Source organism: Devosia submarina (genome assembly GCF_003056345.1).
In the GTDB taxonomy this organism is placed as follows: domain Bacteria; phylum Pseudomonadota; class Alphaproteobacteria; order Rhizobiales; family Devosiaceae; genus Devosia; species Devosia submarina.
The window spans coordinates 1-25,511 of record NZ_PYWB01000019.1; the positions used below are offsets into that span (position 1 = coordinate 1).

General features: G+C 59.7%; 26 protein-coding genes and 4 pseudogenes. 14 read left to right on the forward strand and 16 right to left on the reverse strand.

Features of this window, described 5'->3' with window-relative positions; all coding sequences use genetic code 11:
- Nucleotides 1-485 precede the first annotated feature (485 nt).
- From DDE77_RS18780 to DDE77_RS18800, 5 genes are read right to left on the reverse strand one after another with little or no spacing between them, the layout of a single operon-like run.
- Nucleotides 486-1,799 (reverse strand): amidohydrolase family protein, encoded by a 1,314-nt coding sequence (locus DDE77_RS18780; RefSeq protein WP_108399022.1) that lies wholly within the window; start codon nt 1,797-1,799, stop codon nt 486-488.
- 16 nt (nt 1,800-1,815) lie between these two features.
- Nucleotides 1,816-2,763, reverse strand: coding sequence for an ABC transporter permease (locus DDE77_RS18785; protein WP_108399023.1), 948 nt, complete (start codon nt 2,761-2,763; stop codon nt 1,816-1,818).
- Nucleotides 2,764-2,766: 3 nt separating this feature from the next.
- Nucleotides 2,767-3,849, reverse strand: a complete 1,083-nt coding sequence (locus DDE77_RS18790; protein ID WP_108399024.1) for an ABC transporter permease — start codon at nt 3,847-3,849, stop codon at nt 2,767-2,769.
- On the reverse strand, nt 3,846-5,384 hold the full coding sequence (locus tag DDE77_RS18795; RefSeq protein WP_108399025.1) for an ABC transporter ATP-binding protein: 1,539 nt from the start codon (nt 5,382-5,384) through the stop codon (nt 3,846-3,848). Before DDE77_RS18795 ends, DDE77_RS18790 begins: the two co-directional genes overlap by 4 nt.
- Nucleotides 5,385-5,435: 51 nt before the next feature.
- On the reverse strand, nt 5,436-6,431 hold the full coding sequence (locus DDE77_RS18800; protein WP_108399026.1) for a BMP family protein: 996 nt from the start codon (nt 6,429-6,431) through the stop codon (nt 5,436-5,438).
- A gap of 500 nt (nt 6,432-6,931) precedes the next feature.
- Between DDE77_RS18800 and DDE77_RS18805 the strand changes: the two genes are divergently transcribed.
- Nucleotides 6,932-7,240 (forward strand): hypothetical protein, encoded by a 309-nt coding sequence (locus tag DDE77_RS18805; protein WP_108399027.1) that lies wholly within the window; start codon nt 6,932-6,934, stop codon nt 7,238-7,240.
- Nucleotides 7,237-9,039 carry a methyl-accepting chemotaxis protein gene (locus DDE77_RS18810; RefSeq protein WP_245895407.1) on the forward strand — a complete coding sequence of 601 codons (1,803 nt, stop codon included), beginning with the start codon at nt 7,237-7,239 and terminating at the stop codon, nt 9,037-9,039. Before DDE77_RS18805 ends, DDE77_RS18810 begins: the two co-directional genes overlap by 4 nt.
- A 34-nt stretch (nt 9,040-9,073) precedes the next feature.
- Here the strand turns inward: DDE77_RS18810 and DDE77_RS18815 are convergent.
- Nucleotides 9,074-10,026: pseudogene (locus tag DDE77_RS18815) on the reverse strand (ArdC family protein).
- A 949-nt stretch (nt 10,027-10,975) separates the two neighbouring features.
- Between DDE77_RS18815 and DDE77_RS18825 the strand changes: the two are divergent.
- The 3 genes from DDE77_RS18825 to DDE77_RS18835 are packed head-to-tail and all read left to right on the forward strand — an operon-like array spanning nt 10,976 to nt 13,515.
- On the forward strand, nt 10,976-12,562 hold the full coding sequence (locus tag DDE77_RS18825; RefSeq protein ID WP_245895408.1) for an NAD(P)/FAD-dependent oxidoreductase: 1,587 nt from the start codon (nt 10,976-10,978) through the stop codon (nt 12,560-12,562).
- A 24-nt stretch (nt 12,563-12,586) separates the two neighbouring features.
- Nucleotides 12,587-12,982 (forward strand): c-type cytochrome, encoded by a 396-nt coding sequence (locus DDE77_RS18830; RefSeq protein WP_108399031.1) that lies wholly within the window; start codon nt 12,587-12,589, stop codon nt 12,980-12,982.
- Nucleotides 12,983-13,032: 50 nt separating this feature from the next.
- A complete protein-coding gene (locus DDE77_RS18835; RefSeq protein WP_108399032.1) occupies nt 13,033-13,515 on the forward strand; it encodes a RidA family protein in 483 nt (160 codons plus the stop codon).
- A gap of 66 nt (nt 13,516-13,581) precedes the next feature.
- On the opposite strand, the gene DDE77_RS18840 is transcribed toward DDE77_RS18835, so the two are convergent.
- A complete protein-coding gene (locus tag DDE77_RS18840) occupies nt 13,582-14,073 on the reverse strand; it encodes a pseudoazurin (RefSeq protein WP_342748585.1) in 492 nt (163 codons plus the stop codon).
- Nucleotides 14,074-14,619: 546 nt separating this feature from the next.
- Here DDE77_RS18840 and DDE77_RS18845 point away from each other — a divergent pair.
- On the forward strand, nt 14,620-14,961 hold the full coding sequence (locus DDE77_RS18845) for a hypothetical protein (RefSeq protein WP_108399034.1): 342 nt from the start codon (nt 14,620-14,622) through the stop codon (nt 14,959-14,961).
- A 79-nt stretch (nt 14,962-15,040) separates the two neighbouring features.
- Entirely contained in the window at nt 15,041-15,721 is a 681-nt protein-coding gene (locus DDE77_RS18850; RefSeq protein WP_108399035.1) for a L,D-transpeptidase, read from the forward strand.
- 46 nt (nt 15,722-15,767) lie between these two features.
- On the opposite strand, the gene DDE77_RS18855 is transcribed toward DDE77_RS18850, so the two are convergent.
- The 6 genes and pseudogenes from DDE77_RS18855 to DDE77_RS18880 all read right to left on the reverse strand — a co-directional run bounded on the left by DDE77_RS18855 (nt 15,768) and on the right by DDE77_RS18880 (nt 19,101).
- The gene (locus DDE77_RS18855; RefSeq protein WP_108399036.1) at nt 15,768-16,154 is read right to left on the reverse strand and encodes a DUF302 domain-containing protein; all 387 of its coding nucleotides are present in this window, start codon (nt 16,152-16,154) and stop codon (nt 15,768-15,770) included.
- A gap of 14 nt (nt 16,155-16,168) precedes the next feature.
- A pseudogene (locus DDE77_RS18860) lies at nt 16,169-16,955 on the reverse strand (sulfite exporter TauE/SafE family protein).
- Nucleotides 16,956-16,968: 13 nt separating this feature from the next.
- Nucleotides 16,969-17,292 carry a protein tyrosine phosphatase family protein gene (locus tag DDE77_RS18865; protein WP_108399050.1) on the reverse strand — a complete coding sequence of 108 codons (324 nt, stop codon included), beginning with the start codon at nt 17,290-17,292 and terminating at the stop codon, nt 16,969-16,971.
- A gap of 2 nt (nt 17,293-17,294) precedes the next feature.
- Nucleotides 17,295-18,211 (reverse strand): annotated as a pseudogene (locus DDE77_RS18870) (MBL fold metallo-hydrolase).
- 24 nt (nt 18,212-18,235) lie between these two features.
- Nucleotides 18,236-18,673 (reverse strand): DUF6691 family protein, encoded by a 438-nt coding sequence (locus DDE77_RS18875; protein WP_108399037.1) that lies wholly within the window; start codon nt 18,671-18,673, stop codon nt 18,236-18,238.
- A complete protein-coding gene (locus DDE77_RS18880; protein WP_108399038.1) occupies nt 18,673-19,101 on the reverse strand; it encodes a YeeE/YedE family protein in 429 nt (142 codons plus the stop codon). Before DDE77_RS18880 ends, DDE77_RS18875 begins: the two co-directional genes overlap by 1 nt.
- A gap of 116 nt (nt 19,102-19,217) precedes the next feature.
- On the opposite strand from DDE77_RS18880, the gene DDE77_RS18885 reads away from it, so the two are divergent.
- Complete coding sequence (locus DDE77_RS18885) at nt 19,218-19,532, forward strand: ArsR/SmtB family transcription factor (protein ID WP_108399039.1); 315 nt, start codon at nt 19,218-19,220, stop codon at nt 19,530-19,532.
- Nucleotides 19,533-19,732: 200 nt separating this feature from the next.
- Here DDE77_RS18885 and DDE77_RS18890 read toward each other — a convergent pair whose 3' ends face one another.
- Both DDE77_RS18890 and DDE77_RS18895 read right to left on the reverse strand, forming a co-directional pair.
- Nucleotides 19,733-20,185 (reverse strand): MarR family winged helix-turn-helix transcriptional regulator, encoded by a 453-nt coding sequence (locus DDE77_RS18890; RefSeq protein WP_210204440.1) that lies wholly within the window; start codon nt 20,183-20,185, stop codon nt 19,733-19,735.
- A gap of 431 nt (nt 20,186-20,616) precedes the next feature.
- Complete coding sequence (locus tag DDE77_RS18895; protein ID WP_157959954.1) at nt 20,617-20,811, reverse strand: hypothetical protein; 195 nt, start codon at nt 20,809-20,811, stop codon at nt 20,617-20,619.
- A 170-nt stretch (nt 20,812-20,981) separates the two neighbouring features.
- Between DDE77_RS18895 and DDE77_RS18900 the strand changes: the two genes are divergently transcribed.
- The 5 genes and pseudogenes from DDE77_RS18900 to DDE77_RS18925 all read left to right on the forward strand — a co-directional run bounded on the left by DDE77_RS18900 (nt 20,982) and on the right by DDE77_RS18925 (nt 23,729).
- Nucleotides 20,982-21,422 carry a penicillin-binding transpeptidase domain-containing protein gene (locus DDE77_RS18900; protein ID WP_281261317.1) on the forward strand — a complete coding sequence of 147 codons (441 nt, stop codon included), beginning with the start codon at nt 20,982-20,984 and terminating at the stop codon, nt 21,420-21,422.
- 23 nt (nt 21,423-21,445) lie between these two features.
- The gene (locus DDE77_RS20265; RefSeq protein ID WP_425430764.1) at nt 21,446-21,721 is read left to right on the forward strand and encodes a penicillin-binding transpeptidase domain-containing protein; all 276 of its coding nucleotides are present in this window, start codon (nt 21,446-21,448) and stop codon (nt 21,719-21,721) included.
- Between the two features lie 120 nt (nt 21,722-21,841).
- Nucleotides 21,842-22,513 carry a L,D-transpeptidase gene (locus DDE77_RS18910; RefSeq protein WP_108399044.1) on the forward strand — a complete coding sequence of 224 codons (672 nt, stop codon included), beginning with the start codon at nt 21,842-21,844 and terminating at the stop codon, nt 22,511-22,513.
- A 243-nt stretch (nt 22,514-22,756) separates the two neighbouring features.
- Nucleotides 22,757-23,284, forward strand: a pseudogene (locus DDE77_RS19985) (transglycosylase domain-containing protein).
- Nucleotides 23,166-23,729: a penicillin-binding transpeptidase domain-containing protein gene (locus tag DDE77_RS18925; RefSeq protein ID WP_245895410.1), complete on the forward strand. Its 564-nt coding sequence runs from the start codon at nt 23,166-23,168 to the stop codon at nt 23,727-23,729. The pseudogene DDE77_RS19985 and the gene DDE77_RS18925 overlap by 119 nt, the downstream one beginning before the upstream one ends.
- A gap of 264 nt (nt 23,730-23,993) precedes the next feature.
- Here the strand turns inward: DDE77_RS18925 and DDE77_RS18930 are convergent, their stop codons facing one another.
- On the reverse strand, nt 23,994-24,641 hold the full coding sequence (locus tag DDE77_RS18930) for an NAD(P)-dependent oxidoreductase (protein ID WP_108399051.1): 648 nt from the start codon (nt 24,639-24,641) through the stop codon (nt 23,994-23,996).
- Nucleotides 24,642-24,749: 108 nt separating this feature from the next.
- Here DDE77_RS18930 and DDE77_RS20270 point away from each other — a divergent pair, with 108 nt between their 5' ends.
- Nucleotides 24,750-25,355: a TetR/AcrR family transcriptional regulator gene (locus DDE77_RS20270; protein ID WP_108399048.1), complete on the forward strand. Its 606-nt coding sequence runs from the start codon at nt 24,750-24,752 to the stop codon at nt 25,353-25,355.
- Nucleotides 25,356-25,511 lie beyond the last annotated feature (156 nt).

The following is a 25,511-nucleotide window of genomic DNA, read 5'->3' on the forward strand; positions in this document are numbered from 1 at the left end:
CACGGAAGTAATCACTTCGACCCGTCGAAACGGCTCATCGGCACTCTTGGACATAGTCGTACTCATAGGCGTATGCCTATGCCTTATCAGCTATGCCACATGTCCGGTCAAAATAGGGTGCGCTCCAGCCCGAGTGGCTGGGCGCGCCGCCACGCGTCGATAGTATCGAGATGTAAATGGCGGGCGTAAACCAAGGAGAACGATCAGACCAGCAGTGTGCATTTGGGAGCTTCCTCACCGAGCTACCCCTGCGCTCCGAACCCTTGCGGCATTGATCCACGCCGGCCACAACCGGCGTGAGGCTGCCCATCTGCTCAGGCTATTGAACGCAGCTCTGAGCCAGTGAATTGCTGCTCTCAGAGAGCTGACATTTTCCGCTGGGATGGTGCCACCGCTTGGGGTGCCCGGTCTCAACTTGGATCGTGTTTAGGCCGCCGAGATGCATTGTTGCCTAGGCTCCTCCGCCTTTCCATCGAACATTTGGTTCATGCGCTGACATCGTTTGCCTGAGCGCTGATATGCGGACCAACTTTGGCGGGGTCGAGCGTTGCCGGGCGTCTGGGTAAGTTCAATTGCGCCATGCGCGGCGCCGTTTCGGAGATCACCTTACCGGCCTTGATGACCTTGAGGCGGGTGGCCTTGAGGCGGATGGCTTCGATGGGGTCCTTAGCCTGGAGGAGAACCATGTCGGCCTTGCAGCCGACATCGAGGCCATAGCCGTCGAGGTTGAGGATCTGCGCGGGACCGGTGGTGACGGCGGCGAAGGCCTGGCGCATGGCGTTGCGGCTGGTCATCTGGGCCACGTGGAGTCCCATGGAGGCGACTTCGAGCATGTCGGCCTGGCCCAGGGAATACCAGGGGTCCATCATGCAATCTTGTCCGAAGGCGCAGGTGATGCCGTAGCCGAGCATTTCAGGGAAGCGGTTCATGCCGCGCCGCTTGGGATAGGTGTCGTGGCGGCCCTGGATGGTGATGTTGATGTTTGGATTGGCAATGGCTGCCACGCCCGCTTCAGCCATCAGCGGCAGCAGCTTGCTGACATAGTAATTGTCCATGGAATGCATGGAGGTGAGGTGCGATCCGGCCACCCTACCCCCCAGGCCAAGGCGCTGGGTTTCATAGGTCAGCGTTTCGATGTGGCGGCTGAGCGGGTCGTCGGTCTCGTCGCAATGGAGATCAATCAGCAGGCCGCGTTCGGCGCCGATTTCACAGAGCGCTTTGACGCTGGCGGCGCCGTCGCTCATGGTTCGCTCGAAGTGGGGAATGCCGCCCACGACATCGACACCCATGTCGAGGGCACGATTCAGCAGGTCAATGGCGCCGGGATAACGATAATAGCCGTCCTGCGGGAAGGCAACGAGCTGCAGATCGATATAGGGGGCGACCTGGCGCTTGACTTCAAGCAGGGCTTCGACGCCCAGGAGGCGCTCGTCGCAGATATCGACATGGGTGCGGATGGCGAGCAGACCCTGGCTGACGGCGAGGTCGCAATAGGCCATGGCCCGCTCGATCACTGCGTCGTGGGTTAGGAGTGGCTTGAGTTCGCCCCAGATGCGGATGCCGTCGAGCAGGAGCCCGGACTCGTTGAGCCGGGGCAAACCAAGCGAGAGCGTGGCATCCATGTGGAAGTGGCAATCGACGAAAGGCGGGGACACCAGCTGGCCAGCGGCATCGATGGTCTCGCCGGCGTCGCCCGTAAGGTTCGGCTCGACGGCAGCGATGCGGCCATTATTTATACCGATGCCCATATCGGTGCGGCCATCGGGCAGTGTGGCATTGGTGAGCTTGAGGTCGAACAATGGAGGGTCCTTGAAGCTAGTGGCGCTGACCCTTGAACCAAGGCTGGAGCAAGGCGCGGGGGTAGTCGGCGCGGCGGGCGACGAGCACGAGCGCCAGAATGGAAAGGAGATAGGGCAGCATCAGGAAGACTTGGCCGGGCACAACCTGGCCGATTTCCGCCTGCAGACGGATCTGAAATGCGTCGAATGCTCCGAATAGCAAGGCGCCAAGCAGGGCCTTGCCGGGCTGCCAGGAGGCGAACACCACAAGGGCGATGCAAATCCAGCCGCGACCATTGACCATGCCAAAGAAAAACGCGTCAAACGCCGACAGGGTCAGGAAGGCGCCGCCGAGCGCCATGAGGGCCGAACCAGCAACGACAGCACCAATGCGCAAGCCCTGCACGGACAGGCCCTGGGCTTCCACGGCAGCGGGATTGTCTCCGACGGCGCGGATCGCAAGGCCAAGGGGCGTGCGATAGAGCAGCAGAGCGATCACAGCCACCAGAGCAAAGGCCAGCCAGGTGAGAGGCGTCTGCGCGAACAGGGCCGGACCGATCAAAGGCAAGTCGCTGAGACCAGGAATGGCAATGGGCTGGAAGGGCGTAATGCGCGGCGGGGAGGTGACGCTGGGCAAGGCCGTGCGATAGGTGAAATAGCTCAGGCTTGTGGCAAGCAGGGTTATGCCTATGCCTGATACGTGCTGGGACAGGCCAAGTATAACGGTCAGCATCGCATGGAGCAGGCCAAAGACGGCACCCGCAAGGGCAGCCACCAGCACGCCGCCCCAGAGCCCTGCACCGAGCCAGACTGCGATCCACCCCGCCATGGCGCCGGCAACGAAGATGCCTTCGATGCCCAGATTGAGCACCCCGGCCCGCTCGCACAGGAGCGCTCCGAGTACGCCAAAGATCAGCGGGGTGGCGATGCGGACGGCGGCGGCCCAGAAATTGGCAGAACCGAAAATGTCGAAAAGAACGTCCACTGGTCAGCGCCTCCGAGCCAAGGCGGCGTCGGGCTCATGATGGACGCGGAAGCGCACAAAGAAACTGCCAACGAGCACGCAGAGCAGCGAGAGAGCGACAACAAGATCGGCGAGATAGTTGGATATCCCAGTGGCGCGGCTCATGGAGTCGGCGCCGACGAACACGGCGGCCACGAACAAGGCGGCAAATACCGTTCCGATGGGCGAGAGGCCGGCGAGCATGGCAACGACGATGCCCGTATAGCCAAAGCCGGGGGACAGGTCCGATGACAGATAGCCCTTGACGCCCGCGACCTCGCCGACGCCGGCAAGACCTGCGAGCCCGCCTGAAAGAAGCGCCACCTTGAGCATGGTTGCGTTGACCGGGATACCGGCAAAGCGGGCGGCAGCGTGGTTTTCACCCACGGCCTTGATCTCGAAGCCCAGCACCGTCTTGCGCACCATGAGCCAGAGCAGCACCGCGGCAACGAGGCCGACAACAAGGCCCCAATGCATGCGCAGGCGCGGCACGAGCTTGTCGAACCGGGCTTCTGCCAGCAGCGGCACCGATTGCGGCCAACCCATTGAGAGCGGATCCTTGAGCGGGCCCTCGATCAACATCTGCACCAGGAGGATCACCACAAAATTGAGCAGCAGGGTGATGACCACCTCGTCAGCACCAAAGCGCTGCTTGAGAATGGCGGGGATCACCATCATCATGCCGCCGGCCAGGAAGCCGGCAATCATCACGGTGGGGATCAGCAAGGCTGGCGGCATGGCAAGAAGGCCGCTGCCGACCATGATGGCAGCCAGCGCACCGATATAAAGCTGACCTTCGGCGCCGATGTTCCAAAGGCGGGCGCGGAAGGCCACGGCTGCCGCAAGGCCGGTGAGGATCAAGGGGGTAGCGCGATTCAGCGTTTCGCTGAAGGCAAACATGGAGCCGAACGCGCCCTGGATGATCAAGGCATAGGCGTTGAGCGGATTGCCGCCAGCCAGCAGCACCGGAAGGGCGACGAGCAGCAAGGCTGCAAGGCCCGCCGCGAGCGATACGGTAAGCTTGAGCGCCAGTGACGCATCGGCGCGGGGTTCGAGGCGAAAGCTCATGCGGGAATGGCTGGGGCTGCGGTGTTGATGTGCCCGGCCATAAGCAGGCCTACCGTGCTTCGGTCAAGTGCCGTCGAAGGCCCGGCATCGGTGACCTCGCCTGCATGAACGACGAGGAACCGGTCGGCCAGGGCAAAGAGCTCGTCGAGATCTTCGGAGATGACGAGGACGGCCGCGCCACGATCGCGCGCCGCAATGATGCGGCGGTGCACTTCGGCCTGGGCGCCAACGTCGAGCCCGCGGGTGGGCTGATTGGCGAGGATGATCTTGGGCTCTCGCTCGAGCACGCGGGCAAGGATCAGCTTTTGCACATTGCCGCCGGACAGGAGCCGCGCCTCGGCATCGGGACCGGGGCAGCGAATGTCATATGCGGCAATGGCATCGAGCGCGCGCTGGCGCATCGCCTTGCGATTGAGGAAACCCATTCGGGCAAAGGGGCGGCGGCGGACTTCCTCGATGGCGATGTTGTCGGCTACGCTCATGGTGCCGACAACGCCATCATGCTGGCGATCCTCGGGCATGCGGGCGACTCCAGCCGTGACCAGGGCGCGCGGATCGGCAGAGGTGACGGGGGCGCCATCGAGCAGCACCTGGCCCGAGCTGGGCAGGGCGAGGCCCGACAGGAGCGCGGCGATGGCGGCCTGGCCATTGCCGGAAACGCCGGCAACGCCGACGATCTCGCCTGCGCGCAAGGTAAAATTGGCATGGACGAGGGGTGCGCGAGCCACGCCACGCATGAGCGATACGTCGCGGAACTCGACCAGCGTCTTGCCCGGCTCGGGCGCGGTGCGCTTGAGTTCAGCCACGGACTTGCCGACCATGAGATCAGCAATGGCGCGGCGGTCGGCTTGCGCGGTCACCAATTCGCCCGCCTTGCGCCCACCACGCAACACCAGGATGCGGTGGGACACGGCAAGCACTTCGCCCAGCTTGTGGGAGATAAAGATCACGCCCAGGCCGTTGGCAGCGAGGCGGCGCAGTACGGCAAAGAGGCCCTCGGCCTCCTGCGGCGTGAGGACGGCGGTCGGCTCATCGAGGATCAGGACGCGGACATTGCGATAAAGCGCCTTGAGGATCTCGACGCGCTGCTTTTCGCCGACAGTGAGGGCCGCGACGCGTCGGTCCAGATCCACCTCAAGGCCGCTTTCGCCCATGATCTGCTCGACCTTGCGACGGGCAGCGGCGCGGCTACTGCCCAGGCGCATCAACGGCTCGGTGCCGAGGCGGATATTGTCGAAGCCGGTCAGGTTTTCGGCGAGGGCGAAATGCTGGTGCACCATGCCGACGCCAGCGGCCAGGGCGGCGCCGGGGGATCCGGGTGGCAGCACCTTGCCCGCGACGCGCACCACACCCTCGTCCTGCACATAATGGCCGAAGAGGATGTTCATCAGCGTGGTCTTGCCGGCGCCGTTCTCGCCCAGGAGGGCCAGGATTTCACCAGACCGCAGGGTCAGATCAAGCTGGTCATTGGCCATGAGGGCGCCGAAGCGCTTGGTGATGCCCTCAAGGGACAGAACGATCTGATTGTCTTGCATAAAGCCTCAAAGAGGATGGGCCGGGCACCATCAGGAGCGCCCGGCCATCGATTACATGGTTGAGGAGGGTTCGGAATCGTCGATTTCGACCGTGAAGGCGCCCGACTTGATTTCTTCTTCCTTGGCCTTGGCGGCAGCGACTGCCTCAGCACCGGCGAGGGCTTCGTCAACCACCAGGCTCGAGCCGCCATGCTTCATGAAGGCATAGATGCCGTAATCGGACGCAGTGAAGGTGCCGGCCTTCACGTCGGCAATAGCCTTGTCGATCATGGGCTCGCCATGCCACAGCGCGCTCGCCAGAATGGTGCCGGGGTAGTCGGCCGACGTATCGATGACATTGCCGATGGCGAGGATACCGCGCTCCTTGGCAGCGTCCGAAACACCGAAGCGTTCGGCATAAAGGATATCGGCGCCAGCATCGACCATGGCAAAGGCCGCTTCCTTGGCCTTTGGCGGGTCGTACCAAGAATTGATGAAGCTGACGGAGAACTTGACGTCCGGATTGACTGCCTGCGCCCCGGCCATGAAGGCGTTCATCAGACGATTGACCTCCGGGATGGCGTAGCCGCCGACCATGCCGATCTGGTTGGTCTCGGTCTTGGCGCCAGCGATCATGCCCGAAAGATAGCTCGGCTCATGGATGAAATTGTCGAAGGTCGCAAAATTGGGTTCCACCGGCGGCAGGGACGAGCCCATGAGGAACGCGATTTCGGGGTAGTCGGCGGCCACGGTGCGGGCGGGCTGCTCGACGCCAAAGGCTTCGCCCACCATGAGCTTGACGCCCTGCTCGGCATATTCGCGCATGACGCGCTCATAATCAGTGTTGGTGATGTTCTCGGAGAACACGTATTCGATTTCACCGCGCTCCTGAGCCGCGACCAGCGCATTGTGGAGGCGCGAAGCCCATTGCTGCTCGACCGGCACGGTCCAGATGGCGGCGACTTTCAGCATGTCCTGTGCCCAGGCCGCACCGCTCAGTGCCAATGCCGTGCCCAGCGCCAACCCGGCAATCAATGTACGGCGCCCAATTGTTATTTTTTCAGTCATTTGCCAACCCGTTCTGTTCAGTAAATGCCCATGCTTCCCTGCTGCCTATATGGCGGGCATTCACCCGCACTTGGCAAGTGGGAAACCAAGGCCTTCAACAAGGGGCTTCAAACGCCTTTTCGGCTTCGGTGACCGTGTTGATACTCAAACATGTAATTGGGGCACTTGGAGCTGCTTTGACAATTGCTGGCGGCATAGAACTTGTGAGCAAGCGTCAAACAAGTTGCTAAAGGATTTTGCGTTGCGAGAAGCGGACAGTCCGCATTCACCCCAAAATCGAAGCAGGGCAGAGGGCGACCTTCGACCCCATTCTGGTCGTGCGAGCAGTCTTTGGCTTAGCCCAAAGCGGACGTTGCGCGCTTCAACTGGATTACGAAAACCCGCCCGCGCTGACCTTGGTCGACCCCACCATAGCGGCGGCATTTAATCAGATTGGTAAGCATTCAAGCCTAATGTGAGTTGGAAAACGTGGTCTAGATGTCCTCGTGGGGCTCGTTAGAATGCGCCAACTGGCTCCAGCACTAATTTTTTCGGGTGTTTCGGCGCTTCTTGTTGCGGCCTTCATGCTGGCGCCGCAGAGCAAGGGCCAGATGGCGGTTGCCTTTCCCCCCTTCACCAGCGAAGAGACCGCCTGGTCGATCGTGCGCGCTGCTGGCGGTTATGTTGTGGCGCCAACCACCCTTCCCAATATCGTCGTAGCCTTTGCTGACGACGCGGATTTCCAGCAGCGGGCCAGAAGCCTTGGTGCGCTTTTTTTTCTCAAGGCTACCGGACTCTGTGCTCCTAAACTAGATCGCGAAACCAGATGACCCTTGACACCATCCGCAGTCGCGCATCCATCTTTGTTGCCGTTCTAGCGTCGACCATGGCTGCGATCGCGCTCATCTCAGAACTGAGGTTTCAGGGCACATTGGGCCTGGCCAGCATGCTGGCCGGCATCGGACTCGCGGGACTGGTGATTACCTATTTGGTCAGCCGCCAGTCAGCGGCCTTCCGCTATATGGCGGTCGCTGTGATGATGGCGCAGGTTATGGCCATGTTGATTGCCACCCGTGGTCAGCCCGAGCAGAACGACATTCACATGGCGTTCTTTGCAGGTCTGGCTGTCTGCGCCCTGCTTTACGATACCAAAGCCATCTTACTGGGTGCAGCCTTGGTCGCCGTGCACCATCTAGTTCTGGGAATGACTCTGGACGACCTGATCTTTTATGGCGGTGGCGGTTTTGGCCGTGTGCTGTTGCATGCCGTGATTCTGATTATCGAAGCGATCGGCCTGGTCTGGATGACGGTCAATACCCACCACCTACTTCAGATAGCTGACCAGCGTTCACAACAGGCCCAGTCCAGCGCCCATGAAGCCGAACTGCTAGCCGATCAAGTGCGGCGCTCCACTGCCACCAGCCGTCAGGAACGCCAGTCGACGATGCAGCAATTGTCCAGCGACTTCAACCGCGTGGTGGATGCCGCCAGCAGGGGCGACTTCTCGGCCCGCATCGAAACCAGCTACAGCGATCCCGAATTGGCCAATCTGGCCAGATCTATCAATGGCCTAATCACGACCGTGGGCGAGAGTCTGAGTGAAACCGGGCGGGTGCTGTCGAGCCTCGCCGGGACCGATCTAACGCAGCGCGTCAATGGACAGCATAGTGGCGCTTTTGCCAAGTTGCGAGACGATACCAATGCGATGGCCGACAAGCTGACCGATATCGTAGGTCAGTTGCGCAAGACCTCGCGCGGCGTTCGTGCCGCGACCGGCGAGATTCTGGCCGGCGCCGATGATCTAAGCGAGCGCACGACCAAGCAAGCTGCCATGATCGAAGAAACCTCGGCGACCATGGAACAATTGGCAACCACCGTGCTGCAGAGTGCCAGGCACGCCCACGCCGCCAGCGTGAAGTCGCAGGAAGTGTCGCGCGCCGCCGAAGAAGGCGGAGTGGTGATGAGCCTGGCTACTGGGGCGATGGAGCGAATTTCGAATTCCTCGTCCAAGATATCCAATGTCATCGGGCTGATCGACGATATCGCCTTCCAAACTAACCTGTTGGCGCTGAATGCTTCGGTGGAAGCGGCGCGCGCCGGTGACGCCGGCAAGGGTTTCGCCGTGGTGGCAGTGGAAGTGCGGCGGCTTGCCCAGTCAGCGGCCAGTGCGTCCTCCGAAGTTAAGGTGCTGATCGAGCAGAGCGCCACCGAGGTGGCCGGAGGCTCCATGTTGGTGGCGGAAGCGGCCAGTAAGTTGGAAGCCATTCTGGCGGGGATCCGCGAGAACAGCCTGGTGATGGAAGGCATTGCGCGCGACAGCAAAGAACAGGCGTCCGCGATCGAGGAGGTAAATGTAGCAGTGCGGCAGATGGACGAGATGACCCAGCACAATGCTGCCCTGGTCGAAGAAACCAATGCGTCAATCGAGCAGACGGAAGGACAGGCGAGCGAACTCGACCGGATCGTGGCCATTTTCGTGCTCGAAGATGATCCAGGCGCTGCCAGAGCACCTATGGCCTTGGCCCCAAGGACCAGCATCAAGTTGTCGCAGAACAAGGTCAAGCAGGCCACCAAGTCCTACATCAGCCATGGCAATGCTGCTGTTGCCAAAGACTGGAACCAATTCTAAACGTCGCCATCGATCTGATCGAAGAAAAGGGCGCCTACCGGGCGAGACTAAGCCTAGTGGCCTCATGCTGTTGAGCGGAACGACTGTTCGGTAGCTCACCACTATGTAGGAAACCGACCGCTTTGGAGGCTCGTGCCGCAGCGACGAAGACGGCGCGCTTGTCCTGCTGAAGTAGTTGCAGCCAGTTGGTCAGGGACTGGGCGTGATCAGAGCGGACCGTGTTGGAGATATTTAGTTCGGCACTCAGGAATGCGGCGCCGATTTTGCCACGAGTTCTTCTGCCGCATAAGCCTGGTCACCAAAGCGTTCACCGAAGGTGCGGTCGAGCCGATGGGCGGCACCGGACCAATGAACAAGCTCGTGCAAGACAGTAGAATAGAAGGCTTCGGCAACAGTGCTGGTGCTCGTGCCCATGAAGCGCTTAACGGAAGGCATCTGGATGAGATCGGCGCTCCGATCATAATAGGCGCGATCGCCTGATTGGCGGATGATGGCGTTCGTGTCGGCAATGAAATTGTCGACGGCTGATAAGTGCTCGAATTCACCATTGGCCAGGCGGGGAATGGGCGGTGGTGGAGTAAAGCCCGTCACCTGCTCTGCACTGAACACGGCAGTGGCTCGCGCCACACGGCGTTGGCCCTTGCTTTCGGTGTCGGTGGGCTCGGCGTCGGTGATGAACTCTTTGTAGAAGATAACTGTTGCTGCGCGCTCGCCTTTACGAACTTGGCCGCCCCGTTCGGCCCATTGACGATAAATGGCCCAGACCGGCTGCGTTAAGTTGGATCTGGTGGCGGCAATCCAAAGGCTCAGGATATTGATGCCCGTATAGCTTCTGCCTGTTGCGGCGTTCACTGGGAGATGAAGTGGAGAGCCAGCATCACTGTGCCAAGGCAGCATGAAGCTGCCAGGGCCGCTCTCGATTGCTCCAAGAAGCTGATCCGTAATTTCGGCATGCAGATTGCGACGGGTGCTAGTCGGCTGTGGCATAGGTGGCTCCGGGTGCGGTGCCCAAAGCTCCGGGGATAGTAGGTGTAAGTTGCGGGTGTGGTGTGACCCAGTGCAGGGAAGGGGAAAGCCGCTAGTTTTATCTAGCGGCTAACTTTATTCAGTTGGCACTTGGTGAGCGCTTGAGGATCTGTTTTGCCGGAGGCAAAGCTTCGCCACTAAGGCGGCGAAGCCGGTTGCTTTGTGACACTCGGAGCCGCGGAGCGGCCCACCACCTCTCAAGCAGTAGGGCAATCGCCTGGGCATATAGGTCGAGGGCACAGAAGTGTGCAGTCAGTCTGCAAGATTTTATTTTTTGTTGATGGCTTGGTGTAGCGTCTGAAACTAGTAAACACCGTCAACGGGTTAAGAAGGGTCCAACGGGAGGGATGTTACTATAAGGCCTACTCAAAGCTGACTGGATAGGCTTCATAGAGGCCATGGACATGAAACTGGTACCCGCAAGCAGCCATTTGCCCCCAGCTTTCGGAATAGTTGGCAGCGCCGTCCTAGGGAATGCCGTACTCCAGACGGGCTATTTCCACTATGATGGCTGCTTGCACAACTGGGTCGTAGCTGGGGCCGGAGAAGGCTGTGAGCGCTAGTTCTAGGTCGGCTCTTAGGGCGGAAGTATCCACACCTAGCACCAAGTCTAAGTTCTGATAGGTATCCGGGAGGGGAGTGCCGATGCTGGCAAGGTTCCCGCGGGCTCTGACCCTGACCATGATTCCATCACCATGCCCTTGGTGCTTACGATAGTAGCCGCTGCTGGCAGTGCACTATTGCTTGCCGAACTCATCCCTCGCCCTTGACGATGTCGTTCAGAGGAAATGGTTCCACTCCAAAGGGTCCAAGAGCGTAAATTTACTATGGTTTCGCCCCTTGTACGATTCCTATTGCCTGCCTAGGCTTAACCTCGATGCCCTCGGGCGAGTTTTGCTAGGAGGTGAATATGTCCAGTATAGAAGCGTCCATGAGCCGGCGTCAGTTGCTGACGATGATTGGTACCGCTGCCGGCAGTGCCGTGATGTACAATGCCATGACCACCTTGGGCTTTGCCCAAGCATCCACTTACACGGGGCCCATCAAGCTGGAAGGCGATCCGAAGGGTGCCTCGGTGTTGATCCTGGGAGCCGGCCTGGCGGGCATGACCGCTGCTCTCGAGCTGCGGGACGCCGGCTATAAAGTGCAGGTCCTCGAATACCGCGAGAAGGCGGGTGGGCGCTGCTGGACGCTCCGCGGCGGCGACAAATATGTCGAGCTTGGCGGTGCCGTGCAGGAAGTGAAGTTCGCCGAAGGCAACTACATCAATCCTGGGCCATGGCGAATTCCGCATCACCACTACGGGGTATTGGACTATTGCAAGCGGCTTGGCGTCAAGCTTGAGCCGTTTATGCAGGTCAATCACAATGCTTACCTCCACCATACCGAGGCTTTCGACGGCAAGCCGCAGCGCTTCCGTGAAATAGCATCCGACTATCGGGGGCATGTCGCCGAGCTGCTAGCGAAGGTCGTCAATCAGGATGCGCTAGATGAGACTGTCACGCCTGAAGATGCAGAGCTCTTGCTTGAGTCGCTGAAAACCTATGGCGTGCTCGATGAGAACTATGCCTATGTCAAAAGCAATGAAACGTCTGAATATCGCGGTTGGGAAAAAGAACCTGGCGGTGGCGTCGATGGCGCTCCCATTCCTTCCGAAACGATCGGCCTGGCCGAAATTCTTCAATCCCGCCTTTGGACTAATCTGATCACCGGAGACTCGATCGACCATCAGGGGACGATCTTTCAGCCCGTCGGGGGCATGGACATGATCGCTCAGGGCTTCGAAAAACAGATCGGTGACCTGATCACCTACAATGCCAAGGTCACCAAGATCGACCAGAACGAGGATGGTGTCACCGTCACCTATGTGGACAGCAATGGTGGGGAGGCTGAGCAGACTGCAAGCGCCGACTATTGTATCTGCACCATTCCCTTCTCGATCCTCAGCCAAATCGAGCACAATTTCTCTGGGGAAATGACCTCGGTCATCGACTCCATGTACTATGAGGGGTCGGTCAAATTCGGCCTCGAGTTCAAGCGTCGCTTCTGGGAGCAGGATGAGCGGATCTACGGCGGCATCACATATACGAACCTGCCGATTTCCCAGATTTCCTACCCATCGACTGACTACTTCAGCGATGGCCCTGGCGTGCTGCTGGGAGGGTATTGCTGGGGCGCTACAGCCTACCAGTTCAATGCGCTTCCACCCGAGGAGCGCGTTGCGCGAGCCGTGGATTACGGAGCCCAGATCCACCCGCAATATACCGAGGAGTTCTCCAACGGTGTCTCTGTCAGCTGGCACCGTGTTCCCTGGGTTCTAGGTTGCTATGGGATCTGGCGCGACAAGGAAGCCCAGTATGCAGCAGCTGCTGCCATGGACGGTCGTACACTGATGGCCGGTGAGCATATCTCCTACTTGCCGGCTTGGCAGGAAGGCGCGATTCTCTCGGCCTTGGATGCCGTGACGCGCTTGCACCAGCATGTCGTCAGCGCCTGATCGAGGGCAGGAAAGGATATTCCCATGAGATTTCTTCAACTCGCTCTTGCTTCCGCGTTGGCATTCACCCCAGCGACAGCCAATGCACAGTCCGACTCCGAGATGATGTTCAAAAATCCCAGCCGGCTGACTCAGACGGAGGGAAAGGACATCTACGGAGCCATCTGCGCCGGCTGTCACATGCCAGAGGGCGAGGGCGCAGTCGGCGCCGGCAAATACCCGGCCCTGGCCAACAACGAAACCTTGGAAGCGGCTGGCTACCCGATCTACGTCGTCATTCACGGCCAAAGGGCTATGCCGCCTTTGGGCCGCGTGCTCAATGACGAGCAGATTGCTGCTGTGGTTGAGTATATTCGGACCAATCTCGGCAACAACTACACTGACCCAGTGACTGTTGAAGAAGTAACCGAGTCACGTTGATCTACCATGGACGGTCGGCGAGCCGGCCGTCCCCATTGGAGCCTTCAATCATGAGAACTGCCCTGGTCGTTGCGATTAGCGCGTCATTGTCCCTGGCCGTGCCGGCGCAGGACGTTGTTCGCCACTCTACTCCGGGATCCGACTTCCCCATCGCCAGAGCCGTGGAAGTGCCGGCGAATGCGACCACTGTTTATCTTAGTGGTGCGGTGCCTTCTGTGGTCGACACCACCGCAGATCGCGCGACGTTTGCCGCCTATGGCGACATGGAGACGCAAACTGTCAGTGTCCTCACCTCCATCGAGAAGACCCTGGCAGATCTTGACCTTACCATGGGTGACGTCATCAAAATGCAGGCCTTCCTGGTCGCTCCAGATGGCGAACAGCTGGATTTTGAGGGCTTCATGAAGGGTTATACGCAGTTCTTTGGGACTGCAGAGCAGCCCAATCTACCCTCGAGGTCAGTGATGACGGTGGCAGGCTTGGTCAGCCCCGGCTGGCTTGTGGAAATCGAAGTGACGGCCGTACGCCCCTGAACTGCGTCACCGCCGTTGGCCGGCAATCATCAACAAAACGGGGCCTCGTGAGAGGCCCCAGCATGTTTACTGCGCAACAGGCGTGGCAGGTGCAGTATCGGTCACGGCACCCGTCTCAGCCGCCGAAGCCAGCAATTCGTTGAGACGGTCCTCTGGACGCGTCGGCAGCTTTTCGATCAATGCAGGATCGATCTCGGCAGGAGCGTCCCCCACCTGGATCAGGCCCACCATGCCCATGCCCAAGTGCGGCTGGCACTTGTAGGCATAGAACCCTTCCTGATCAAAAGTGACGGTAATCTCCTCGTTGATCTTGCCTTTCCAGGGAGTAGCTCCCTCGGGCATGATATCCAGGATCGACTCGCTGTTGTGCCCTTTGGACGTGGCAACAAAGGTCACGGTGTCGCCCGGTGCAATCTTGAGGAAAGCCGGCTCGAACTGCATTGCTCGGCCCTCTGAATCCTTATTGAGCATCTGGACCTGATGGTCGGCCGCCATGGCTGCCGACGCTGACATCAAAATGGCTATGCCAGCGGCGATTGGAAGTGCTTGCCTTTTCACGTGACTCTCCTGGGTGATTGATGGGTTGCAGGCAAGACAGTCCTTCATTGCCTGAACATGTGGTCAACGAGGGACTATCGCGATGGTTCACCCTGTTGGGAGAGCAATGCCCACAGTCCCATGTGGCATTCGGCGCTAGCATTTCTGTGGGGCCGTGGTCGAGGTATCAGCTTAGATTTGGGCGCGTTCGAGAGTGCAATTGGTACGAGTTTTTGCTCGCTTGCCTTATCGAGCCAAGATACTTCGTTCACGCACTTACCCACCTTCGGCCCTTGACCAGCTGACCTCCGCGTTCACCGTGTTAGGCCGTTGCAGTTCGAGGGGGCCGTCGACAAGCAGAACAGCGGTTATGCCTCCGAGGTCGCTAGTAGGGTGTGGCTCCTGCCGACGCCATCTGAGTCATTCCCGGATCGGCGTTTCGCTCCTCTTGGCTGCCGCAAGTTACGGACTTCCACGGACATGGAACCCTGTTGTGAACGTGCAACGCACGCAAACTCTATTGTGCCACACCTCGCTTCCTCGTGGCGCATGTATTAGAAGTCGCTCATGAACAGGTTCCTGGTTCTCATCATCGTTGTCCTGTTTAGCTTGGCATCCATATCCGGCCCGAGCATGGCTGTAGGTGTTGGCAGCGGCGCCTTCTGGGCCATCGACAATCAAGAACTCTGCCTCGAGTCAGCCTCCCTCGTCGAGAAGGCTCCGACCTTCAAACCTTGTTCGAAGAAGATCAACGGCCATGCCGTTTCTTGCCAGAATATGGCCTGCATACTGCCACCCGGTGCGGATTTCATTTCCGATCAGCTTGCTGAGGTCTATGCCACAGGCGCCAGGGTTGTGGTGCCCTTGTCGCGAACCGACAGGCGCTTCCGACCTCCCCGCGTCAGCTGAGGGCAACGGCACTTCAAGCCGGCCATCTTCCTGATCCTGTTATCTCAAGAGGCAGTCCCCGCGACTGCTGTGAACACACATGCTTTCGAATACGATTTCACGCCGACACATGATGCTCGGCGCATCCAGCCTTGCCGCCCTTGCTCTTGCGGGGTCTGCCACCACCACGCCTACGGTCCCCATCGCTCCCACGGCTCCTGTGGTGCCGGACATCCCAGCCGATATTCTGGCCATGTATTCGGCCATGCCCGACGAGCGGTTTCCAATTCCCGCTGCGGATATCCATCTTGTCGATCCCATTTACTGGCGACAGGAGGTAGACAACATCACCGGTGAGAAGGCTGGCGTTGTGGTGGTAGATACGCCCAATCGCTTCCTCTATTGGACCATGCCGAACGGTCGCGCCATGCGCTATGGGGTCGGAATTGGCCGTGATGGCTTCGCCTGGGAAGGCCGAGGACACATCGCCTATGGCCGGGAATGGCCAACCTGGACTCCACCCTCCGAAATGATCGACCGGCAACCTGAGCTAGAACCCTATCGTCATGGTATGGAGCCAAGCCTCGAAAATCCACTTGGGCCAAGGGCGCTCTACATTCACCAAGGCAACCGTGACACGCTCTACCGCCTGCACGGGAATATGGATGCCCGCTCGATCGGCCAAGCGGTTTCGAGCGGCTGCGTCCGGCTTCTTTTCCATGATGTCATCGACCTCTATGACCGGGTGACTTGGGGTGCGCCTATCGTGGTCTTGCAGTAGTGCGAACAGTCAAAGGCCGGGCATTGCCCGGCCTTCCCCTAATCTTTCAGATAGCCTTCACGACATCGGACAGCATGGTCTGAACCTTGCCGGCTACGGCATGCAGTTGATCATTTTCGATGGCTTGCATGGACGCCACAGGATCGATGGCGCTGACTTCGACCGCGCCGTCTTCTCGTTCCCGCACGATCACGTTGCAGGGCAGCATGGCGCCCACCCGAGGTTCGAGCTTGAGCGCTTCGAATGCCATCTTCGGATTGCAGGCACCCAGGATCACGTAGCCTGGCATGTCGACGTCCAGCTTGGCCTTCATGGTCTTCTGAACGTCAATTTCGGTGAGGACGCCGAAGCCGCTGTCGCCAAGCACCTGCTTAGTGCGGGCGACAGCTGCATCGAAGGTCATGCCGGGCAATTGTTTGTCGAACGTGTACATGGTTGGTCTCCTCTTTAGATGAAGGCGGTAACGGTCTGGGCGGCCATGTAGATGGCCACAGCCACGGTGAGCCCAGCAAAGGCAGTGTTGAGCAGTCCCTTCTTGCTGGCCATCAGGCCGGCAACGCGTGCGCCAATCAGCCCACCAACCACCCCCACCGCCTATGAACACAGCGGCCAGCGGCCAGTCCACCAAGCCAGAAAATGCGTAGCTCAGGGCAGTAGTGAGCCCGAAGGCGGTGACGGCGACTAGCGAGGATCCGATAGCATTGAGGATCGGCATGCCGGTCGAGGCAACAAGACCTGGAACGATCAGAAAGCCACCGCCGATACCGAAGAACCCAGAGAAGGCGCCGGTGAGCCCGCCATAACCCAAGACCTTTGGTGCCTTCTCCCGATTACAGGTGGCGCCGGGTATCCCAGGATTACCGCGCCCCCTGAACATCAGCACACCGACGCCAAGCATGAGAATGGCGAACAGGAACAGCAGCTTGTCACCGTCCATGGCCTTGCCTAGCGTGGAGCCAAGGAAGGCTCCAGCAATGCCGGCGACGCTGTACATGGGTGCACAGCGTCAAATCACGTTGCCCTTGCGAGCATGGGTGACAAGGTTAGTGGCGGCGTTGGTCGCTACGGCGAAGGCGCTGGTGCCGATGGCTACGTGTGCGACAGGAACCCCTACGACATAGACCATGAGGGGTACAGCCAGAGTGGAACCGCCGCCGCCAAAGAGGCCGAGGGTGAAGCCTACCAGGCTGCCAGAGAAGGCGCCGAGCAGATATTGTAGGGGTTCCAGAAGCATCATGGTCTTTCAGTCAGAGTGAGGCAGCGTAAAGGCTTCCGGCACGCCCACCAGAGCGGCAGTAGCCAAGGATGGGGCCGTCGGTCTCGGCACGGGCCTGTTCGAAGCAGATCAGCTGCCCCTCGGTCAAATGGCCCGCGACAGGAATATGGAAGGCCTTGAGGCCGAACCGTTCAGCGACTTCAGCGATCTGGGCGAAGGAAGGTTGACCCGGATCTTCGTCATCTGGACGGGCGCAGACGATGCCCTTGTACCCAGCCTCGGCGATCAGCCTGACATCATCAGGCTGAATCTGCGGGGATTGGGCAAAATTGTCGTCGATCTTCTGGATGGCCATGGTCATTGATCCTTGGATGTGTTGAGCCCGTTGATGGGCACTTTGAGGTAGGTTTTGCCGTCGTCCTCGGGGGGCGGCAGTTGCCCGGCCCGCATGTTGACCTGCAAAGATGGAATGATGAGCTTGGGCATCGACAGGGTGCTGTCGCGTTCTTCGCGCATCTTGACGAATTCGTCTTCAGAGGTGCCGTGACCGACATGAATGTTATGGTCGCGTTCCTCTGCGACTGTGGTCTCCCACTGGATGTCGCGACCGTTCGGGCCGTAGTCGTGGCACATGAACAGTCGCATCTCGCCCGGCAGGGTCAGCAGCCGCTGGATAGACTGGTAGAGGGTGCGAGCGTCACCGCCGGGAAAGTCGGCACGAGCCGAGCCGCCATCAGGCATGAACAGGGTGTTGCCGACGAATACGGCGTCGCCAATCACGTGCACCATGTCGGCCGGCGTGTGGCCGGGCGTAAACAAGGTGTGCGCCGTCATAGTGCAATCTGGTAGCCGTCGCCATCTTTGAACAGGCGATCAAACTGAGACCCGTCGCGCTGGAACTCTGTGCCTTCGTTGAAAATCTTGCCGAAGGTGTCCTGGACCACGCAGATCTGGTCGCCAATGCCGAGCTTGCCGCCTAACTTGGACTGGATATAGGGGGCAGCGGAAAGGTGATCCGCATGGACGTGAGTCTCGATCAGCCACTCAAGCGCCCAACCATTGTCCATGATGTGCCCGATGATCTTGTCGGCACCCTCATAGGCGATGTTGCCGGAGGCGTAATCGAAGTCCATGACGGAGTCGATCACGGCGCAGGCGTCGGAGTTCGGGTCCTTGACGATGTAGCTGATGGTGTTGGTCGGCTCGTCAAAGAACGCGACAACTTCCGGTTTAACGGCCAGGTCGGGCGTGAATGGAATAGGTTGGGTAGACATGGAAATCTCCTTCCAGTTCGAAGATCAGGCCAGGACGCGGCGACGAGCAAAGGCCGCCCTAAGCGCATTGGCGCCGAGGATGCCGCCGATCATGGCGGCCACGAAGATAAACGGGCTCGGTTCGCCCGAACCCAATGCTGGGATAGCGCCGCCCGGGCAGAAGCCGGCTATGCCCCACCCGATACCAAACAGGGCCGAACCTGCGATTAGTGGCACGTCGAGATCGCGTTTTGTCGGCAAGTGGAATGTTCGGTCAAAGGCCGGCGCGGAGCGCCGCAGGACGAAACGGTAACCGACAAAGGTCACCACCAGGGCTGACGCCATCACCAGCATCAGGCTGGGATCCCAGGTGCCGAACACGTCAAAGAAGTTGAGCACCTTGGCCGGGTTTGCCATGCCAGAGATTACAATACCAAGGCCGAAAACAAGGCCGATCGCGGCTGCTGAAACAACGCGAAGCATCAGAATTCTCCCATGACGTGACGGACAGCAAAGACGGTCACGAAAGTCGTCACCATAAAGGTCAGGGTGGCAGCAATGGAGCGAGGGGAGAGCCGCGCTATGCCGCACACGCCATGCCCAGAGGTGCAGCCGCCCCCGAAAGTCACGCCAAATCCGACCAGAAGACCGCCCATAATAATGGCCGATGTCGGTATCTCTGCCTGAAGTGGTAGGGACTGGCCCTTCAGCAGCAGGATCACGACTGGTGCAGCGACAGCGCCGAGCAGAAAAGCTATGCGCCAGCCCCAGTCACCCTTCGGAAGGATGACCCCAGTTAGGATGCCGGTCATACCAGCGACCCTGCCGTGCAGGGCCATAAGAGCAACGGCGGCAATCCCGATCAGGGAACCACCAAAGAGTGCTTGGATGGGTGTGAATGATGTTTCCATGTGCCTATATATGGTTGGTGTCTGCCGATCAGAGTGATCCCCTGATCCCGAATTCTGTTGCCATATATATTTGAATATTCTAATATATCAATGATGCAAACTGAAGAAGCCTGCTGATGCACATCACCGACCTTGAACCAAGAGCCGAAGAAGCAGCCCAGTTACTAACCGCGATGGCCAATCCGAAGCGACTGCTGATCCTGTGCAATCTACTTGAGCAGGAACGAAGCGTGAGCGAGCTGATCAAGATCGTTGGGCTGGAGCAGTCCCCATTATCCCAGCATCTGTCCAAGCTGCGGGCGCTGGGGCTGGTAAAGACTCGTCGGGATGGGCAAACTATCTTCTACCGATTGGCCTCTGAGCCGGTCACGCGTGTGCTAACGACGCTTTACGGGATCTATTGCCAACCACTGGAAGCAGTGGGCTCTTGAGCAATTGTGCTCTCGGGTGCCGGATATCTGTTTTCCTAGGCCCCTAGCCAAAAGCGGCCTGCCAGCATTCCACCCCTGACGGGCAGGCCAGCAGCGGACCCCGTTACGGTCTATTTAAAGGGTGAGAAACCGCCTAAGAGCTGACATTGCGCAGCTGCCGCTTGCGAGTTTCTTGGCGCTATCCTTGCATGCCGACCAAACTAGAGCTCGCGCGGTGTTCGACTCTTGTCGCCCAATGCGTCGACCACTTTCTGCATGAGGCCAACCAAATGCTCTTGCTCCGCCGGCGACAAGCTGGACACCAGTTCCTGTTGGGAACGGGAAGCGAGCGGTTCAGCAAGGGCTAAGGCGTCATGTCCAGCCGGGGTGAGCTTCAGTCGTTTACAACGTCGATCTGACGGGTCGGTATACCGTTCTACCATACCGTTTTCCGCAAGCCGGTCGATCACTCCGCCGATGGTGGTCCGATCATAGGCGATGGTTGCTGCCAGTGTCGCCTGATCGACGTCGGGACGATCCCTCAGCGCCACGAGTGCCGCGAATTGAACCGGCGTGAGGATCAATCCGGCACGGGACATTTCCACGTCGAATAGCGTGGTGGAGATCTGATGGAGTCGGCGGGCCAGGTGGCCGGGGAGATGCTTCAGGTTCAATACAGCCACTCCTACATTTGACAAGTATCCGAGCAAAACCTGCACTGCCGTCGAGACGAGTCCGGAGCCAGGTTTCCTCGAGTTCCGGCAACACGGACCTGATAGCGGCGGCGGCCTCACCAACGTCAATGATGCGCCGCGGCTCGGCGAACAATGATGGCACCCGGATATCGAGGGCCATCGGGACGCCATTGCGGTTATTGATGACGGGGCGGGAGGCAAGCGTGGCGTTGAGGACCCGCCCGTCGAAACGGGGCTGTTCATCCGCCGACCCTAGCACCACTAGGCGGGCTCCAATAACGGCGAAACAAGTCGCGAGGGAGCTTTCTCCGCCACAGCAGTCCGAGCTAATAAAGAAAGGCATCCCCGGCCTCGATTTTCTCTCCGAAACACGGCGCGTTTATCCTGCTTTCCGGCAGGCGTCCCATGTTTTAGGAGCGGTTAACGTGGACAATGCCGGGATAGCGGGAATTGAGGCACATATTGACCAGCTTTATGGCCTCGACGTTCTCCATTCCACGGGACTGGGGCGAGACACGGCCATGGAGCCGCTTGCGCTCTCCATCAATATGCGCATCCAGAACGTCCTTCACGGTGAACTGGGAGAGGCGCTGGAGAGATATCAAGCAGTTGCCGCTGCTGGGACGGTCATCGATGTCCACACCGGCGAGGTTGTTGGCCTGGTGTCGTTGCCCGATTTCGACCCTAACCGACCGGCGACGATGCTCGAGGAGGGCCGCTTCAACCGCATTACGGCGGGCAAATTCGAACCGGCTTCGATTTTCAGCCCACTACCATCGCAGGCGCTCTCGACGCTGGCGTCGTGTCTATCTCCGATCAGGTGGATGCGCGCACACCCGTTTGGTTCGGTCGGCATTCCATCTCGGACTATTATGGCAAGTACCGCCACCTCTCGGTCGCGGAGGTACTCACCTTTTCCTCCAACATCGGCACCGTCCGCATTGCCGAGAAGATCGGGCCGACGGAGTTCCGCGCCTTCCTGGGGCGCATGGGCTTCGACTCGATGCCCGGTATAGAGCTTCTGGAGAAGACGGCGTCAGTCGTTCCGGCCAAGCTGTCAGAAGTCGCTTCGGCGACAATTTCCTTCGGCCATGGGCTCAGCGTCACCCCGTTGCAGATGCTGACCGGAACAGCGGCCTTGGTGAACGGAGCTATCTGGTCCGTCCCACGCTCCGTAAGCAAGAGCCGGGCTCCAGGTTGGTCAGGCAGCAGGTGATCAGCAAGGCAACCAGCATGAAGATGCGCTACCTGCTACGCCTTAATGCCCTGCAGGGTTCCGCCCGCCGCGCTGACGCGCCCGCGCAGGGCTACCGCCTGGGCGGGAAAACGGGAACCGCCGAGAAGGTCGTTGCGGGGCGGTACTCGAGCGAAAAGGTCACTACTTTCTTTTCCTCTGTTTTCCCCCTGGATGCCCCAGATACGCGATGGTCGTCATGGTGGACGAACCTCAACCCGAGAAGCCGGGTACCGGGCGCACCGCGGCTTACAACGCCGGGGACGTATCCGGACGGATAATCCATCGCATCGCACCCATGCTCGGCGTCCTACCCGCCGAGTGGGAGAGCATCCCGGCGCATGCACTCCAAGGCTGAACCTGCACCGGACTATTCCACATCCATCAAACGACATTTCAGTATGACTATCTTGAACCGCCGCGCGTTCCTCGCGGGCTCCGCAGCGCTGATTGCCAGCACCCTCGCTGGCTGTGCTACCAGCGCCAGTCCAGTTCGAGCGCAGGGCAGCACCCAGGCGCGCCGTTCTGTACCTCCTGACGTGGCGGCGATGTATGCCGCGGTGCTGGATGACGAATACCCAATCAGGGCGTCCAATATGGAATCAATACCCGAGCAATTCTTGCGCCAGGAAGTCCCGAACACCACCGGGGAGCCAGCGGGTTCTGTCTTGGTCGATACGACCGACAGGTTCCTTTACCACGTGCGGGATAACGGCATGGCCACCCGCTACGGCGTCGGCATCGGTGCAGCCGGCTTCTCTTGGTCGGGTCGTGCCCACATCGCCTACAAGCGGTCCCGGCCGCGCTGGACGCCGCCTTCCGACATGATCAACCGTCACCCGGAGCTGGAGATCTACCGATATGGAATGGAGCCGGGTCCAGAGAACCCGATGGGTCCACGGGCGCTCTACATTCACCAAGGCAACAAGGACACGCTCTACCGCATCCACGGCAACGAGGACGAAAAGACGATCGGCGAGGCGATCTCCAGTGGATGCGTGCGTCTCCTGCCTCAGGACATCATCCACCTTTACGACAACGTTCGCAGTGGATCCCCGCTACTTGTCGTTTGATCGCCCGAAACCTGCCAGGAGGGTGCTTGTGCGCCTTGCCCATCTAAGATGAGCTGGGGTGGCCGGCACGACCACCGTTTAGCCATGGACATCAAAATCCCTCCAGAGGATCGGCTGCGTCCGACCTCAATCTGCCCAGCAGCACGCAAGCGCAGGGCACGCCGCCGCAGGACAAGGTGGCTGCGGCTGCGCGACGTGTTGCATGCGGCGCTCAAGCTTGTGGTGACGGGTTCGATGGCGATGATGTTCGTCGTGGGACAGCAGGTGCGGCAGATGCCCGCCTCCAGCGAATGGACCGTCCCCGACCGCGCGCCCAATATCCGTGTGCTTGCCCGGAACGGTTCCCTAATCTCGAACCGGGGCCAGACAGGCGGAGAGGAAATCGGCTTTGCGGACCTGCCTTGGTACGTACCCGCCGCCTTCATGGCCGCCGAGGACCATCGGTTTCGTGAGCATTTCGGAGTGGATCTGATCGGTTTGGCCTCGGTGCTTCTGGGCAGCGCGAGAGCCGGAGGCATCACACGAGGTGCTTCGACAATTACCTAGCAGGTGGCAAAGAACCTGTTCCTCACCTCCGATCCGACGCTGTCCCGCAAGATTCAGGAGGCAGTCCTTGCCCTGTGGCTCGAACGCGAGTTCACCAAAGATCTCCTTGCTCGAACTCACCGCCGCGTTTGTCCCCTTCGCGAACAAAGGCTATGGCGTCGTGCCCAGCGTCATCGAGCGCATCGAGACCCAGGGTGGGCGCGTGCTTTACCAGAAGAGCGATAGCGGCCCAGGCCGGGTGCTTTCGCCGCTAACGGTATCCCAGATGAACGACATGCTGGTGGCGGCTGTGCGGAACGGCACCGGACATCGCGCCGGATTGGCGAACTGGGAAGTCGGAGGCAAGACCGGCACCAGCCAAAATTCCAGGGATGCCAGCTTTGTCGGCTGCACGGCAAACATCGTGACCGGCGTCTGGCTCGGCCGGGACGACGACAGATCGGCGGGCATCTATGGCGGCACGCTACCGGTCGCCATCTGGACCAAAATCATGGAACGTGCACATGCCGAGATGATGCCTGTCGAGTTGCCAGGTTACCGACTTCTCCAGGACAATTACTATGTCCAGTACGCAATGGACCCTAGCACAGGGACACCCCTGCGCAATGCAGCCACAGGGGAACGCGTCGTCCAAATTCTGGAGCGCGCGGCTGTTGAAGTGATACCTTGATAGAGGCAACTCGCGTCTCGCATCGTTATCTTCGTATTGCTGAGCTCGCCACGGCTACGGCATCCCTTCTCTTCGTCGCGCCGTAAGTAGCTAGTCCATTCTCCACCCCGAAGACCCAGGCCGCCATTGACCCAATTGGGGCCATTCGCGCCTTCAAGAGAAACTCCGTTAGGGATGGCGATGAAGACCATGGCTGCGTGGGCCTTTAATGCCAATTTCGGTTCCATCGGCAGCCGCTTTCCAAAAATGGCTCGCGCGCGCTCCCTATTGAGACCTGTACCGACTGAAGTCGCAACTATGAACAGCTGAAGGGTCCATGACGGTTCGGTAATTGTACGTCGCGCAGTCCAGATGGGTGCCGATGCTAATTCTGTTTTTGGAGCGTTCAAGCACGCCCTTGCTCGGACCGTCGGAGCCGATGCCAGCTCGGTGAACGCACCACTCAATATCGGGTGCTTGCGTTGCAAGATACGTCATCACCGCCTCATTATCACGATGTTGGCCATCAAAGCTCCGACCCACAGTGTTCCGAAGCACCCACATGATCGGCGATAGCCTACGTCCGTGTGGCCGGCTGAACCCTCCAGCTTGATAAAGGAAACGCTTTACGCCGTTTTGTCGCATCGATGGAATCAGCTTCTCAACGAAAGCGGTGTTGATCTTGGTTTGCTCCTGAAGCTTTTTGTCGCCCAGCATGCAGACAACGAAGTCTACCCCGGCGACAAGCGCATCAGTGTCGACAGCTTCGGTCACCGATCCGTACACCACTTCGACGTTAGGCCCTGCGATTAGCTTTCCCGGCGTCCTGACCAGTGCTCTGACCCTGTGTCCGTCGGCCAGTACCTGAGACAGGAAGTGCTTCCCGGTTCCGCCAGTTGCGCCCAGCACCAAGAACGTCGCTTGCTTCAGCATCGTGCGTAGCCTCATTCGAACAGAATAATCTTTCCACTGTCTAGTTCATCTAAACATTGCGTCGGAACCCGTTGTCAATCGCAATCTTTCTGCTGTAAAGATTGGATCATGGCTCCTTACCACCACGGGTCGTTGCGAGAGGCCCTTCTCTCAGCCGCCGAAAAAATCTTGCAGCGCGAGGGGATCAACGCCTTGACCTTGCGAGCCACCGCTCGTGAAGCCGGCGTCTCCCACACAGCTCCGGCGCATCACTTCAAGGACCTTACCGGACTGGTGAGCGCATTGGCTGCGTCGGGATTTGCCCGCCTCCATGATTTCGCACGCGCAGAGGCAAGCGCTGCGGAAACGAAGGATCAGCTTGTCGCCCATGCAAGGGGCTACATCGCGTTCGCCCGAGCACATCCTGGATTGTATAAGTTGATGTTTCGCTCGGAGCGCTTGGACTGGGACCAGCCAGACCTCGCCAGCGCTGCTGAGGACGCCTACTCGCTCCTCACTCCTGCCTCTGAAGCCCCCCTGGCACACGACAGACCGGGCCAAAGATCGATAGCAGACACGATGGCGCGTTGGTCCTATCTCCATGGTCTAGCAATGCTGCTTATAGACGGGCGATTGTCGGCAGGCATGAGCATGATACCGGGTGCCGATGAAGACCTACTCATCGCCGACTTGATCGCTCGTCTGGAACGTCTCCATAGGCCGAGCCATCCATAACACCGCTGTCAGCTGTCGCCTCCCTCGGTACCGAAAGATGGTGTATCGCGGCGGCTGTGGCGCGATCTGAGATCGAGAAGCTGCAGCCCCTTCATGTACGATGCTGTCGAGGTCGCACCTGACCTCTAGCATCCAGGGAAGGAGCAACGGCGATGG